The organism is Marinilactibacillus sp. XAAS-LB27, assembly GCF_036039175.1.
Classification (GTDB): domain Bacteria; phylum Bacillota; class Bacilli; order Lactobacillales; family Carnobacteriaceae_A; genus Marinilactibacillus.
In genome coordinates this window covers 161731-176432 of record NZ_JAYXKP010000007.1, presented here as the reverse complement: position 1 = coordinate 176432, position 14702 = coordinate 161731, and the positions used below count along the sequence as shown (strand labels likewise).

Sequence of the window (14702 nt, the reverse complement as noted above, 5' to 3'; positions counted from 1 at the left end):
TCTGCTTGTAAGGCAGATGCTCTCCCAACTGAGCTAAACCTCCAATAATACAATCGAACGATTGCTGCATAACGACGTCCTGCTTTCACAAGGAGAAACCCCTCACTATCCTCGGCGCTGAGAAGCTTAACTTCTGTGTTCGAAATGGAAACAGGTGGATCCTTCTCGCCATAACCGCTATACAGTTTTCGTGTTGGCACTAAAAGAAATAATCAATTAGCAGCAACTCTTATATAATACAATGAGATTATATTTTTGTCAATCATTTTAATAAAAAAAATAAAAGAAAAATGCCGGAACACTATTCCCGACATTCCTCTTTTATTGAACAAATACTTATATAACGCTTATTTATCCCAGTTTTGATCGATAAAATCGACTCTTCCTGATCCTTTACTATATCTCTTATAGTGCGCTGATTCTTTTTTATAGAAATCTTGGTGATAGTCTTCCGCTTCATAAAACGGTTGTGCTGGTTCGATCGTCGTTACGATAGGACGATCAAATCGGCCACTTTCGTTTAATGCTTTTTTTGAAGCTTCTGCGGTTTCTCTTTGTTCATCGTCGTTATAGAATATAACAGGTCTGTAAGAATCTCCACGGTCAGCAAATTGTCCCCCCGCATCTGTAGGGTCGGTTTGCTGCCAGTAAATTTCTACTAACTCTTCATATGAAATCTTTGAAGGATCATACGTGATTTCAACAGCTTCTGTATGACCTGTCGTTCCTGAAGTCACTTGTCTGTAAGTTGGATTTTCTACCGTTCCGCCAGTATAACCTGATGTCACTTTTTCTATCCCTGGCAAACTATCGAATGGTTTCACCATACACCAGAAGCAACCTCCTGCAAATATCGCTGTTTCAAAATTTTTCTCAGACATAATTTCCCTCCTAATCGATTGGGTACAACTTATTATATCATCAATTCAATAGACTCTTTAATCGAAACAACCTATAAACGCTTTTAGCTGATTTCTGTTACGCCACCCATGTAAGGAACAAGGACTTCTGGTACCTTAACTGAACCGTCTTCTTGCTGGTAATTTTCTAGAATAGCTGCAACGGTTCTCCCAATAGCTAGCCCTGAACCATTTAATGTATGAACGAAATCAATTTTGCCGTCTTCTTCTTTTCTATAACGAATTTTAGCTCTTCTGGCCTGGAAAGCTTCCGTGTTTGAACAAGAACTGATTTCTCTGAACGTATCTTGTGCTGGAATCCAGACTTCAAGGTCATATGTTTTAGCTGCAGCAAATCCTGTATCCCCTGTAGATAGCAGTACAACTCTGTATGGAAGATTTAGTTTTTGAAGGATTGCTTCAGCATTCGCCGTCATTTTCTCTAATTCTTCATAAGAATCTTCTGGTTTTGCAAATTTGATCATTTCAACTTTGTTAAATTGGTGTAATCTGATTAGCCCTCTAGTGTCTCTTCCGGCACTCCCTGCTTCAGAACGGAATGATGGAGATAAGGCTGTGAAGTATTTCGGTAAATCTGACTCTTCTAGAATTTCGTCTCTATAGTAATTTGTCAGTGGTACTTCAGCTGTCGGAATTAGAGTTAAAGCTGTATCTTTGATCTGGAAGACATCTTCTTTGAATTTCGGGAACTGACCGGTTCCATATAGAGATTCTTCGTTCACCAAGTATGGTGGAATCATTTCATAGTAGCCATGTTCTTCAGTATGCACATCTAGCATAAAGTTATAAAGTGCTCTTTCTAGTCTTGCTCCTAGGCCTTTGTAATACAAGAAACGACTTTTAGCCACTTTAGCGCCTCTTTCAAAATCTAAGATATCTAGATCTGTTCCAATTTCCCAGTGTGGTTTCATTTCAAATGCAGGTTTTTCATCTATTTCTCCCCAACGACGAATTTCCTGATTCGATTCTTCATCAACACCTACGGGTAAAGACTCATGTGGCAAGTTTGGTAACCCAGCAGCAATTCCGTGGAACTGGACTTCAATTTCTTCTAGATCTTTGTCAATCTGTTTGATCTCAGCGCCTACTTTTTGCATAGAAGCAATGGCGTCGTCTGCATTCTCTTTGTTTCTTTTCTTATTAGCAATTTCGTCAGATACATCGTTTCTAGTTTTCTTCAACTGTTCAGATTTTTGGATATAGTCTCTTCTCTTCTCATCCAACTCTTTAAGTTGCATCAACTCTTGTGGATCTACACCACGCGTTTCTAACTTCTGCTTGATTTCATCAAATTGTGTTCGGATTAATTTCATATCTAACATTTTTATTCCCTCTTTTCTATTTATTGTTGAACAGGTACAAAAAAAGCAGTCTCCACCCCTTCAATTATGAAGGGACGAAAGACTGCTTCTCGCGGTTCCACCCTGATTCAGAAGGAACCCTTCTGCTCTCTAAGAGTTTTAACGGGCTCTACCGAAACGATTTAAGCAAGAAAGACCTTGCGTCACCATTTACTCGTGCAATGGATTCAGATTACGAAGTATCAGTTCACACCACCCACTGACTCTCTTGACCTTCGCTTCACTTACTAGTTCACACTATAACGTTCAATTCTATTATGCATTTATTTTACTTCACTTATCCTATTAAATCAATACGTTTATTTCGCTACTTAAAAGCGATTCATTACGCCACTGAAGAAGTCACCGAACCATGTTCCGAGCACTGAAAAGAATCCTGCACGATCTACTGCTTCTGAAGTAACGACAGAAATAGCCTTATGCTCGCTTCCGTCAAGGTAACCTAAATCGTCTCCTTCAAACGAAAAGGTTAATGTACCTACATTTTGCCCTTTTTCTACAGGAGCTTCTAGCGTGCCGTCTTGACTTAGTGCTTCTTCATCAGGTGTAAATGTCCACTCGACATCTTCTTGCGAAACACCTTCTGGCAATAAATAGTCTACTGACTCTGATGTCATGAGTTCCACTTGGTCTTCTTGACCATTTCGGATCATTAAAGGTTCTACGTCTTCAAGAACAGTATTCTCTTCCATAATCGTTGCAGAATCCCAATCACCAAATCCGTAGTTCATCAGTTTATCTGTCTCATTGAAACGCTGTTCACGATTCGTTACACCATCTCCTGCACCCATAACAACGGTAATAATTCTTCGACCGTCTTCTATAGCAGTACCTGTAAATGTCGCACCTGCAAAAGGTGTTGTACCTGTTTTAAGTCCATCTACATTTGGTCTTTCATGGATTAACCCTTCCAGCATCCAGTTCCAGTTCTTCATCTGGATAGCATCGCTTGTACCTTCTCTGAATACCATACTCGGGATACTAGAGGTTTTCAGTACATCTGGATAATCTTTCAACAGATGAGAGGCAACAGTAGCGATGCCTCTTGCAGACATAATGTTTTCATTTTCCGCTGTGCTTCCTGGATAAATATTGTCACCTAAAGAAGCGTTACTCAGTCCTGTTGTATTATATAGTTCAAACTCGGTTACACCCCAAGATTCAACAAGCTCACGCATACGGTCAACAAGTTCCGGTTCAGATCCTGCAATTTCTTCTGCAATCGCAATCGTCGCACCATTAGCAGAATAGATTGCCAACGCTTGGTACAGCTCTTCAATGGTATACGTTTCACCTTGTCTTAAGGGAACATTAGACAATTCATAATTCTGGCTGACCTGATGAGCATACTCACTGATCGTCGTTTCTGTGCTCCAATCAAGGTTCCCAGCTTCAATCTCTTGGAATAATAAGTACTCTACTAACATTTTAGTCATTGAAGCGATACCTCTTTGACTATCTGCATTCTGATTCAACAAAATTTGATTTGTATCAAAGTCTACTACTAATGCTGCTTCTGCTTCAATTTCCGGTGCTTGAGGCGCTGCTTGAACGACTGACTCTGCATTCAATGCGATGGGCGCGACTATACTAGCGGTGATTCCTGAAATGATCATACTTTTAAAAGTTTTTTTGAATAGTTTCATAAATAAATACGTTCTCCTAAATGATGCGATTTACATCGAGTTTTTTTGGGTTGAATTTTTCTGGTCGGCTTGTTGCTGATTGTTCTTCAATTTCAACCTTCTTCATGGTACTCTCTCGCTTATGAAAAAACAACTACTTTTCCAGTATCTTCATAAAATAGACATGACTATGTACGTCTATTTTCACTTAGCTTCTTTTTTTAGATGATTGTTACAAAAAAAACACCTATCTTGGGAGGATAGATGCTTTTCAAACTAGCTATTCTTCTTGGATCAAGGGTAATTGAATATCAAAGCTTGTCCATTTTTTACTAGACTGTGCGGTGATGGTTCCTCCGTGTAACTCAATAATACTCTGAGCGATTGCGAGACCAAGTCCTGTACCTGCGGTTTCTTGAGATCTGGATGTCTCTGCTCGGTAGAAACGTTCAAATATCTGGTCGACCGCTTCTTTAGGTAAAGGCTCTCCATCGTTTTTAACAGAAATCACAGCTTTTTCACCTACTCTATTGATTTCTATTGCAATCGTGTTGCCACCTTTTCCGTACTTCAATGCATTGGAAATCAGATTATTAAATACTCTGACGAGTTTTTCTGTATCAGCAGTCATCATAATCCGGTCGACATTTGACGAGACAATGATTTCCATTTGATGACTCTGAGCTTCTAATTCAAAATCAATCGACAACTGCTCAATCAATTGAACCATATCAAAAGTGACTAGCTGAAGCGGTGTAGTCGTTTGCCTTACTTTTGTATATTCAAACAAATCATCTACCAGTACTTTCATCTGCTTAGCTTTTTTATAGGCTGTGTGTACATATTTTTGAATATCTTCTGTAGAGTGAAACCGACCTTCCTCTATCAACCCTAAATACCCAATGATTGAGGTCAGTGGTGTTCGGATATCATGACTGACATTTGTAATTAACTCATCTTTGGACTGCTCTATCCTGCGCTCTTCTTCCATCGCTTCTACAGTTGAATCTACTAATACATGAATACTATCGACTACCTTATCGAATCCACCACTGTAATTCCCTCTGATTCTATGTGTATAGTTCCCTTGGGCAATGAAATGCAGTTCATCAATAATGTGTCGCAACTCGTATTGCTTGTATCTTCTTTTAAGTCTCCAGTAGATGGCGCCCATTGCGATGAGAATTAATAAAAAGAAGACGAACGGTGTCAGCCCCCAAAAACCTTGTCGATTATTTTGTCTGTAGACATCTTCTATCAGCCATAGATCATCAAAAACACTTGGAAAAGCTTCTATGAACCAGCCGAGTATTTCATAAGCTGCCAGATAGCAAAGCAGAATAATCCCTGCTGTGATGAACGCTTCGATCAGTAATCGAAATCGTTCTCTCATGGTTAGTTTCATCTATCTACTCCATTCGTTGAATCAGTCGTAAGCTTTATTCAAAACTTTGCTTTTCTTCTATTTTATACCCGACACCCCAGACAGTTTTAACAACATTCTCTCCGCCAGTAGCTTTTTCGATTTTATCTCTTAAATGGCTCACATGGACCATGACTGTCTTAGCTGGTACAAGACTTTCTTGTTTCCAGACCCGTTCGAAAATCTCATCTGCACTGAACACTCGATTTGGATTGCTTGCAAGCAAGAACAAAATACCAAACTCTAGCGCAGTCAATTGAATTAGTGTTCCATCTACTGTTTCTACCTGATGCTGGTCTTTACGAATGATTAAGGGTCCAATCTCTAATTCGCCCGCTTCAGATTCTCTGTTTGTATAAGAGCTTCTTCTCATTAAAGATTTGATTCGCGCAACCACTTCTAAAGGATTAAACGGTTTAACAACATAATCATCTGCCCCGTTGGCTAGTCCTCTAATTTTATCTACATCAGCCGTCTTCGCACTCAACATCAATATCGGCAGTTGAGAGGTTTCTCTGATTTCTTTTACAACTTCAAGACCTGTTTTCTTAGGCATCATAACATCTAGTACAACACAGTCGATTTCTTGATTATATAATTTGTCGAGTGTCTCCTGACCGTCATGTGCTTTCTCTACTTCAAATCCTTCATTTTTCACATAGATTTCTAGTAGGTCACAAATTTCTTTATCGTCATCTGCAATTAACACTTTCATAATTCTGCCCCCTTCAATTTCATTCTAGTTTATTTTATCATGTTCTATTAGGGTAGTTCGTAAACTTTTCCTTAAATCGTTATAGAAATAGAAAAAGCACTCTTCATAATGAAAAGTGCCGATTTTTTTCTATGAATCTAGTAAATTGAAAACTGTTTTCTGTACTAAAATCGGTGCTACATTGAAACTATAAGTTTTTTCTAGTCGCTCCGTAAATTTGTGAGAATCTTTCCCGAACGGCCCAATATCCACAACTGGTAACTGAAGTTGTTGCATCTCTTCTAATGGTAAAGAGTACTTCACTCCAAAACCTGGCATATTCAGCTTCAATGCGTCTACGGCATCGGCCTCTCTTGGGGCAGCCGCATAACTCAAATCTGATATATAAGGAAAGAACTTTTTATAAACAAGCTGATACTCTGTTTCTGTCGTATCAACAGCTTCTTTGACTGCTTCAAGCAAAACTTTTTCTTGATTTGTTTTTCCTTCCACGTAAATATGCGGATAGTAAGGTGGCGTAAAGTAAATTAAAATAACCGGTTCCTGATTCGTCCACATCGTCTGCAACCATTCTACTTCTTTTAGTGCATAGTCTCGGTCATCGATCGAGTCATCAATCAGCCATTTCTGACGAGCAGATTCAAACTGTTCATCCAGTTCAGTGCCTTTTTCTTCTCGGACAGCCGCATATAACTCACTATAGGTCATGACTTTTGTTTTAAAAGGAAGCTGCTCGAATTCACGGTTCGTCATCTGACTGTATTTTTCATACTGAGTATTCACATCTTTTAAAACAGCATCAAAGGCCTCAATCGCTACTCCTCTCATTTTTTCCAGAACCATATCCGGAGTCGAATAATGAGTAGCGAAGTTGTAGAAAGCTTGTGCCGTCTTAGCTGTCTGCACAGAATATTCCGGCTTCAAATCCTGTTGTTTCAGACTCATCGGCGGTAGTGTTACTTCTCCTTCAACGATATCACAAAGATCTGTATTCAAGTTAATTTTTCTCGTTAGCTCTGCCACGATCTGATTAGGGTCGAGTCCTTTAAACGCTTCCCCAACATGAGTTTCTTTACCAACAACATAAAAGGATGGCATCAATTTTCCGACTGTCCCTACGTATACATACTTGTTCTGGTCACCTGGATATTCTGATGTCATATAATCTGTATTAATCAAAGCCGTATAATCAAATCCATTTTCTTCCCGAAGTTTGACGAGCTCTGGAACACACGAACGCATCCCAACAGAGTTTGCTTCCTCATCACAAACTGCACAATAGATGATTGTCCCCGAGAAATTCTCAAGATCTTTTTCAATCTCTTCCATCAAATGCATGATGATAGCATTTCCGGCTTTCATATCGAAAATGCCTCGACCAAATAGGTAGTCTCCTGAATCTAAATCAATTTGTACCTCTTCTGGAAGCTGTTCTTTTCTTTCGCGAAGTTTTTCTGTGATTTCATAAGGAAGATGCGCAAAATCTCTTAAGTCTCCATAATCAGAAATCCCTACAGTATCCGTGTGACCGATCAAAATAACCGTTTTTTTATTCTGCGGATCTTTTTTTCCACGTAATATAGAAATCAAACTTTTTCTACCCCAAGGATCATTTTGCGCTTGGATTGTCATTAAATCCTTTGGGTTCTGTTTGAAGTAATCTAATTCTTTGAAAAAGTGAGTGACTTTCTCTGTTACGAGTTGCTCCTCAATTGTTTCTGTAACACTTCTCTGTCTTGTCAGCATAACTGTGATTTCTTCAATACGTTCAGGACTCATCGTTATATTCATGCTAGTTTCCTCCATATAAACATCCGTAGATATCTGTAACCCTTATTTACTATATCCTCTGATGTTTATGATTTGTATTTGATGGTTTCTAAATCAAAGTGATAGACGTATCCATCTAGTGAAAGCTTCCCCTCATCCGTCACCTTCTGGTAAAACAGTGCTGGTTCTAAATGAAATGAAACAACTTTTTCTTGTTCACCTGCCATCGTCTCAGAAAACCCTGTGATTGTTTGATGATTGGTTTGCACGAATTTGTACAACAGAGCTGCTTCAGACATTTTCTTCGGTTTAGCAAACCCTAATGTCAAGATTGATTTCAACAGTGCTTTCCAATTGAATTCGGGTGTGCGATAAGCCTCAACGGACTTAATTCTCTTATTGAATTCTTTCATTTTATTCACCTCTATTTATTCGAAAAATCGTGTTTCTTCATTATATAGCTAGTTTCCAACCAATAGCGATGTGAATGACTTTCCAGAAAAAGCAAATAGTCAATCAACTTGGCTTTTCTCTCGTTGAAATCCTTTTGAGAAATCCCTCTACTTTTACGCAGTGCCTGTTCAAGAGAAGGACTGTTCGTATCAATATGACCGCTGCTTTCATCTATAAAAAAATAAACTTCCTGTCCACTTTGATAAACTTTTTGAATCGGACTAGAATGTACATGTTCGAAGTACGGTTCACTTTTTTTATTTTTAACAATTTTATAGAAATGATAATCTTTAGATTTCTCCAGCTCTTCTTTTGTATGGTAAAACTGCTTGTTTAGAATCTGACTATCATTCATATTTTTATAACCATTCGGTAGTTCTGCTACTGATTGTTCTTCGACGTCTACTAAATCAGTCAAATAATCAACTGTACGGACTTGCTTATTTTGTACAAGTATTTGATCTTCCAGCTTAGCAATGATTGCCTCTATTTCTTCTTGTTTAACGTCATTTTCATCCGCTGAGATCGTCAATCCATCTCCCAAGTAAATATCATTGATTGTATCCTGGTTTCTATGCAAAGTAAAATGATCAGGTACTTTGTCTACTCCACCTGAAACGAAAGGATTACATCTAATGATTCTAGCAATAGCCATAGTGCTTCCCTTGACTGCTCCATGCATATCGATGGCTTGCACTGCATAATTAGAACAGGTTGGATAGTACCTACAGGTTGCAGGAAATAATGGAGAAATCAGCTTCTGATATCCTTTTACAAATCCTATGGCAACTTTCTTCAACACCCATTCCTCCTTGGCTCTCAATTGTATCTATTATACCAAACCATAAAAAAAAGAGAAGAGCCTCAAGTGGCTCTTCTCTCTTCTATAACCTTATTTTATTTCAAATAAATCGTCTACAGTTCGTGTAACATAACGTGCACCTTTGATTGAACCAAACAGCTTGATACCGTCTTTTTCAAACAACTCTTGAGAAACGATTGTTTCCATAGCCGATTCCACTGTTTCGACGTCCAGATTAAGTGCCGGCTTATTGATTCCAATTGTTTTGTTCTTTCCTTCGCCTGTTTCAAAGCGTAATTCTAGTTTTGTTGCCATAAAGCATTCCTCCTAATGGTTTGTTTTGTATAAGGGATAGATGATTATAAGGTTCTTGTTACTGTTTAAAATGAATAACGATACTGTTCGACGACCATACCATGTGCGGCTGGTAAGTCACTGACCATGTCGATCGCATTAATGAATTCTGTGATTTGCTCATCTGTCGGTGCTTGAACGACCCCATTGAAACTTTGACGAACTAATCGGTCATTTTCCAGATCCTCTAGATAGATATCTACTTTGCTGTCTGCCCATTCCTTTTGCATGAAAATTCCTCCTTGTAATAGTAGTGATTCGTTTCGTATTCGAATCGGTTAAGCGATGTTTGTAAGTTGTGATCACGTCTTACACTCTTAATAACGATATCGCCCTCAAAAGTGTTACCCTGAAATTTAAAAAAGGTATCTGCTCTATTTGAACAGATACCTTACCTAGCCGATAGTCACTTTTGACTGCACGCTTCATAGCAATCACACGTTGTTAAATGATCATTAACCATCCCTACCGCTTGCATGTAGGCATAACAAATCGTTGGACCTACAAATTTGAAACCATCTTTTTTAAGCTGTTTACTCATTCGAACACTTTCTTCAGAAAAGACTGGTACATCTTCTTGATTCACCCAATGATTCTGGATTTGTTTTCCGTCAACAAACTGCCAGATATATTCTGAAAAGGACTGACCATTCTCTTGAATCTTCAAATAGGCTGCAGCATTTGACTGCACACTTCTGATTTTCAACTGATTTCGAATGATCTCTTTATTGAGCATCAATTCTTGAATCATTTCTTCACTGAAGACAACAATTTTTTCAGGATCAAAGCTTTTAAAAGCTTTACGGTATCCTTCCCTTCTTTGGAGAATCGACCACCAACTAAGTCCCGCTTGCGCCCCTTCTAGACAAAGCATCTCAAATAATCTCTGATCATCGCAAAGTGGTCTTCCCCATTCCTCATCGTGGTAGGCAATATAGAGTGATTCACTCGTAACCCATTCACATCTCTGTGTCATCCCTTCTCCTCCTAAATAGATTCCGCGTCTCTTAAGCACAGTTCCCATGTTTCCGAGATAAGATTTTCTCCGAATTCTGTGTTGATCTCTTCTCCAATTATTTTAAAACCGGCTTTTTGGTAAACATGTCTTGCTGAGCCTAGCATCTGCATTGTCCATAATAAAATCGTCTCATAACCAGCTTCTCTTGAAAACTGAACCACTTCATCTACTAGTCTTTTCGCCAAACCCAGTCCCCGGGCTTCTGGTTCAACAAACAATACCCTTAACTTAGCGGTCTGCTGACCCGCATTTACTACAAAGACACATCCGAGCATCTTTCCGTCTCGCTCGGCAATAAAGCAGCGCTCTTTGGCTGGATCGTATGTTTTTAGAAAATTGGCGGTTATCTCTCCAATCATACTTTCAAAAGGTTGGCCCCAACCGTAATCCAGCGCCACAGTCATCGCGTGACGATAAGTGATCCATCCCATATCACCTAATTGATGTGTGCGTATAGTATAAGCCTTAGTTGACATGCTTTCTCCTTCTTTCCTACATTGTGAGTCCTATTTTTCATCACTACCGAGAGATTGTCAACTTTTCTTTCAGATGCTACCTCCACACTAAGATGAGAAACAAACATTGTCTTTAAAATATAACCAATCAGAACCCGATTTCTGAAAACAACTATCAGAACTTCTTTATTTTTTTATCATTTTTTCTGCAATAATTTTAACATTGCGCACAATTCTTTAACCAACTTATAAGGAACTAAAAACACCTGCATACGACTTTATATTTTCAGCAATTTTAATACGAATCGCTTAAGGACGAACCAAAACATTCGTTATTTAAATTGTACAATTTCTCGAATTCGTATTATTTTCGTGATAGTTATCACGTGATTTTGATAAATGCTTACGTTACAATGATATTACATTCGCAATAGAACGCAGCTAATTCTAATCATATTATTAGAAAGTTATCGCATCAGTATAGTGAACCGTTAACATTTGTTAGATACTCTGTGAAACGGTCTAGATTGTTTTACACACTCACTTTCGTTTGTTACGATTATAGAGGTGCGAAAAGAGGCAATGTTCCAACGTTATGTAAACAATGCCTTTATTCCTATTAGAAGCTGCGAGTAATAAGATGACTAAATCAAGAAAGAACCATATCATAAGAGGAGGTACTAATTTCTTGAATACAAAAGTAGAAATCCAAAATCTGATTAAGATTTTTGGTAAAAAAGAACAACAAGCCCTTGAGCTTGTTCATCAAGGAAAAGGTAAAGACGAAATCTTGGAAAAAACTGGAGCAACTGTCGGGGTTAACCAGGCAAGCTTTGAAATTAAAGAAGGCGAGATTTTCGTTATCATGGGACTTTCCGGTAGTGGTAAATCTACTTTAGTCCGTATGTTGAATCGTTTAATCGAACCAACAGCTGGAAATATTCTAATTGATGGTGAATACATTTCTAAAATGGACAAAAAAGAACTACGTGAAGTCAGACGTAAAAAAGTTTCAATGGTCTTCCAAAACTTCGGTCTGTTTCCACACCGTACGATTCTTGAAAACACCGAATACGGCTTAGAAGTACAAGGTGTTGATAAAGAAGAACGCCAAGCTAAAGCTGAAAAAGCTCTAGACAACGCTGGGCTTCTTCCATATAAAGATCAACTACCCAACCAGTTATCTGGTGGTATGCAACAACGTGTCGGTTTAGCTCGTGCACTGGCTAATGATCCTGAAATTCTATTAATGGATGAGGCTTTCTCTGCATTAGACCCACTGATTCGTCGTGATATGCAAGATGAGTTACTTGAGATGCAAGAATCTATGCACAAAACCATCATCTTCATTACCCACGATTTGAATGAATCATTACGTATCGGTGACCGCATCGCTATCATGAAAGATGGAGAAGTTGTACAAGTCGGTACAGGTGAAGAAATATTGACAAATCCTGCGAACGATTATGTTGAACGTTTCGTAGAAGATGTTGACCGTTCTAAAGTCTTGACAGCTGAGAATATCATGGTTCGCCCACAAACCGTTCGTCTAGGACAGAGTGGCCCACGTGTTGCATTAAACCGTATGAAAACAGAAAGTCTATCTAGTTTACTTGTTGTTGGTGAGAATCAAAAATTATTAGGGTACGTTATTGCTGATGACGCTGCTCGATTAGTTAAAGAAAACATCAACTCATTGGAATCGATTATTCGTACAGATATTCCTAAAGTATCCAAAGGCACATTGATTCACGAATTATATGATGTGATTCACGAAGCACACACACCTGTGGCAGTTGTCGATGATAACGACCGTTTATACGGAATCGTTGTTCGCGGACTTGTTATTGGTGCGCTTGCTAAAGAACGCGAGGAGGTAACAATTGATGGAGAATAGTATTTTAGATAACATCCCACGTCTTCCAGTATCAGATTGGATTTCAAGTGTCATTGACTGGTTAACAATCAATCTATCTTGGCTTTTCGGAGCGATTCAAGATGGTGGTTCAGATTCTATGAACTTTGTAACTGATATGTTGCTTTTGATTCCACCAATCGTATTTATTCTAATTATGGTCGCTTTAGCTTACTTGGCTACTAGAAAATTCGGTCTGCCCATCTTTACTCTTATTGGCTTGATGTATATCCAAAACCAAGGACTATGGGAACCGTTGATGTACACATTCACACTAGTGATTGTAGCTAGTTTAGTGTCTATCCTGATTGGTGTTCCAACAGGTATCTTAATGGCTAAAAGTAAAATTGCGAACATCATTTTAAGTCCAGTATTGGACTTCATGCAGACAATGCCAGCCTTCGTTTACTTGATTCCAGCAGTAGCATTTTTCGGAATCGGTATGGTTCCCGGTGTATTCTCGGCTGTAATCTTTGCCTTACCACCAACTGTTCGTTTCACGAACTTAGGTATTCGTCAAGTTTCTGAAGAGATGGTTGAAGCTGCTGAGTCATTTGGTAGTACAGGTTCTCAGCGTTTATTCAAAGTTGAATTGCCTTTAGCGAAAGCAACAATGATGGCAGGTATCAACCAAACGGTCCTTCTAGCTCTATCCATGGTAGTTATTGCTTCTATGATTGGAGCTCCAGGATTAGGTGAGCGTGTTATTAACGCACTACAACGTGCTCAAGTTGGACCAGGGTTTGTTTCTGGACTAGCACTCGTTGTCTTGGCCATCATCTTAGACAGAATCATGCAAGGCTTTAATACGAAGAAATAATTTAAGTACTAGAAATAGAGTAGCTTGATACGATCTACTCTATTTTTTTACAATCGTATCGCTCATACATTTGTTATTCTTCGTCTTGTATATAAACAAGACGACTAAAAAAAGAAGGAGAGATTTATTTTGACATTAACATGGAAAAAACTAGGACTTACCGCAGCTTCTGCCTCAGCACTATTTTTGGCGGCTTGTGGAAATGACGACTCAGCAGACAATGGTTCTGAATCTAAAGAAATTACTTTAGCATATGTTAACTGGGATTCTGAAGTAGCTTCGACTCACGTCGTTGGAGAGGTATTCAAAGATCTTGGTTACTCAACAACTTTAACGCCGCTAGATAATGCGATTATGTGGGAAGCTGTCGCTAATGACGAAGCTGATGCAATGGTAGCAGGTTGGTTACCAAATACTCACGCTTCTCAATTGGAACAATATGGCGAACAATTAGATCACCTAGGAACAAACCTTGAAGGTGCCAAAGTCGGACTTGTAGTTCCTGAATACATGGATGCTACATCAATTGCTGATCTAACAGATCAAGCTGATCAGACAATTACAGGTATTGAAGCAGGAGCAGGTGTCATGACGGCTACTGAAGAAGCTTTAGACACGTACGAAAATCTATCTGACTGGACTCTACAACCTTCTTCTTCTGGTGCAATGGTCACTACATTAGGACAAGCTTACCAAAATGAAGAAGACTTTATTGTAACCGGTTGGTCTCCTCACTGGAAATTCCAGACTTATGATTTGAAATATCTTGATGATCCTGAAGGCGTCTTTGGAGATGCAGAGACAATCGATACTTTCGCCCGTGAAGGATTAGCAGAAGACATGCCTGAAGCACACGAAGTTCTTGAAAACTTTAACTGGACTGTTGAAGACATGGAAGCTGTTATGCTAGAAATTTCTGAAGGTGTAGATCCTGAAGAAGCTGCTCGTAACTGGGTAGATGCAAATGAAGATAAAGTTTCTGAATGGACTGCTGGCGTTTCAGAAGAGTAATCACTCTTTCGTTATTCCGTTGAATCTATTCAAAAGGACAGGAACGCTCTTACGAGCACA

At 38.9% G+C, this 14702-nt stretch carries 12 protein-coding genes, 1 rRNA gene and 2 pseudogenes; 2 read left to right on the top strand and 13 right to left on the bottom strand.

Annotation, left to right across the window (positions count from 1 at the left end):
* Positions 1-66 precede the first annotated feature (66 nt).
* The 13 genes and pseudogenes from rrf to VXN63_RS10030 form a co-directional block, all read right to left on the bottom strand.
* Positions 67-182: ribosomal RNA gene (rrf, locus tag VXN63_RS10090) — 5S ribosomal RNA — on the bottom strand.
* A 165-nt stretch (positions 183-347) separates the two neighbouring features.
* The gene (msrA, locus tag VXN63_RS10085) at positions 348-881 is read right to left on the bottom strand and encodes a peptide-methionine (S)-S-oxide reductase MsrA (protein WP_327757934.1); all 534 of its coding nucleotides are present in this window, start codon (positions 879-881) and stop codon (positions 348-350) included.
* Positions 882-964: 83 nt separating this feature from the next.
* On the bottom strand, positions 965-2242 hold the full coding sequence (gene serS, locus VXN63_RS10080) for a serine--tRNA ligase (protein WP_327757933.1): 1278 nt from the start codon (positions 2240-2242) through the stop codon (positions 965-967).
* A gap of 350 nt (positions 2243-2592) precedes the next feature.
* On the bottom strand, positions 2593-3927 hold the full coding sequence (locus VXN63_RS10075; RefSeq protein WP_327757932.1) for a serine hydrolase: 1335 nt from the start codon (positions 3925-3927) through the stop codon (positions 2593-2595).
* Positions 3928-4186: 259 nt separating this feature from the next.
* On the bottom strand, positions 4187-5311 hold the full coding sequence (locus tag VXN63_RS10070) for a sensor histidine kinase (RefSeq protein WP_327757931.1): 1125 nt from the start codon (positions 5309-5311) through the stop codon (positions 4187-4189).
* A gap of 34 nt (positions 5312-5345) precedes the next feature.
* The gene (locus VXN63_RS10065; protein WP_225742718.1) at positions 5346-6044 is read right to left on the bottom strand and encodes a response regulator transcription factor; all 699 of its coding nucleotides are present in this window, start codon (positions 6042-6044) and stop codon (positions 5346-5348) included.
* A 129-nt stretch (positions 6045-6173) separates the two neighbouring features.
* On the bottom strand, positions 6174-7835 hold the full coding sequence (locus VXN63_RS10060; RefSeq protein WP_327757930.1) for a M20/M25/M40 family metallo-hydrolase: 1662 nt from the start codon (positions 7833-7835) through the stop codon (positions 6174-6176).
* Between the two features lie 65 nt (positions 7836-7900).
* Positions 7901-8227, bottom strand: coding sequence for a hypothetical protein (locus VXN63_RS10055; RefSeq protein ID WP_327757929.1), 327 nt, complete (start codon positions 8225-8227; stop codon positions 7901-7903).
* A gap of 608 nt (positions 8228-8835) precedes the next feature.
* Positions 8836-9066: pseudogene (yidD, locus tag VXN63_RS10050) on the bottom strand (membrane protein insertion efficiency factor YidD); the annotation flags it as partial.
* Positions 9067-9159: 93 nt separating this feature from the next.
* Positions 9160-9384 (bottom strand): DUF2922 domain-containing protein, encoded by a 225-nt coding sequence (locus VXN63_RS10045; protein ID WP_327757928.1) that lies wholly within the window; start codon positions 9382-9384, stop codon positions 9160-9162.
* Between the two features lie 65 nt (positions 9385-9449).
* Entirely contained in the window at positions 9450-9653 is a 204-nt protein-coding gene (locus tag VXN63_RS10040) for a DUF1659 domain-containing protein (RefSeq protein ID WP_327757927.1), read from the bottom strand.
* Positions 9654-9829: 176 nt separating this feature from the next.
* Complete coding sequence (locus VXN63_RS10035) at positions 9830-10399, bottom strand: DNA-3-methyladenine glycosylase I (protein ID WP_327757926.1); 570 nt, start codon at positions 10397-10399, stop codon at positions 9830-9832.
* A gap of 11 nt (positions 10400-10410) precedes the next feature.
* Positions 10411-10917 (bottom strand): GNAT family N-acetyltransferase, encoded by a 507-nt coding sequence (locus VXN63_RS10030; RefSeq protein ID WP_327757925.1) that lies wholly within the window; start codon positions 10915-10917, stop codon positions 10411-10413.
* A 667-nt stretch (positions 10918-11584) separates the two neighbouring features.
* Between VXN63_RS10030 and VXN63_RS10025 the strand changes: the two genes are divergently transcribed.
* Both VXN63_RS10025 and VXN63_RS12120 read left to right on the top strand, forming a co-directional pair.
* Positions 11585-12793, top strand: coding sequence for a quaternary amine ABC transporter ATP-binding protein (locus VXN63_RS10025; RefSeq protein ID WP_327757924.1), 1209 nt, complete (start codon positions 11585-11587; stop codon positions 12791-12793).
* Positions 12783-14642, top strand: a pseudogene (locus VXN63_RS12120) (ABC transporter permease/substrate binding protein). The gene VXN63_RS10025 and the pseudogene VXN63_RS12120 overlap by 11 nt, the downstream one beginning before the upstream one ends.
* Positions 14643-14702 lie beyond the last annotated feature (60 nt).

What these genes read in the sequence shown, in the direction of transcription:
- msrA (WP_327757934.1), bottom strand. Translation starts at nt 881, where the DNA reads ATGTCTGAGAAAAATTTTGAAACAGCGATATTTGCAGGAGGTTGCTTC.
- serS (WP_327757933.1), bottom strand. Translation starts at nt 2,242, where the DNA reads ATGTTAGATATGAAATTAATCCGAACACAATTTGATGAAATCAAGCAG.
- VXN63_RS10075 (WP_327757932.1), bottom strand. Translation starts at nt 3,927, where the DNA reads ATGAAACTATTCAAAAAAACTTTTAAAAGTATGATCATTTCAGGAATC.
- VXN63_RS10070 (WP_327757931.1), bottom strand. Translation starts at nt 5,311, where the DNA reads ATGAAACTAACCATGAGAGAACGATTTCGATTACTGATCGAAGCGTTC.
- VXN63_RS10065 (WP_225742718.1), bottom strand. Translation starts at nt 6,044, where the DNA reads ATGAAAGTGTTAATTGCAGATGACGATAAAGAAATTTGTGACCTACTA.
- VXN63_RS10060 (WP_327757930.1), bottom strand. Translation starts at nt 7,835, where the DNA reads ATGAATATAACGATGAGTCCTGAACGTATTGAAGAAATCACAGTTATG.
- VXN63_RS10055 (WP_327757929.1), bottom strand. Translation starts at nt 8,227, where the DNA reads ATGAAAGAATTCAATAAGAGAATTAAGTCCGTTGAGGCTTATCGCACA.
- VXN63_RS10045 (WP_327757928.1), bottom strand. Translation starts at nt 9,384, where the DNA reads ATGGCAACAAAACTAGAATTACGCTTTGAAACAGGCGAAGGAAAGAAC.
- VXN63_RS10040 (WP_327757927.1), bottom strand. Translation starts at nt 9,653, where the DNA reads ATGCAAAAGGAATGGGCAGACAGCAAAGTAGATATCTATCTAGAGGAT.
- VXN63_RS10035 (WP_327757926.1), bottom strand. Translation starts at nt 10,399, where the DNA reads ATGACACAGAGATGTGAATGGGTTACGAGTGAATCACTCTATATTGCC.
- VXN63_RS10030 (WP_327757925.1), bottom strand. Translation starts at nt 10,917, where the DNA reads ATGTCAACTAAGGCTTATACTATACGCACACATCAATTAGGTGATATG.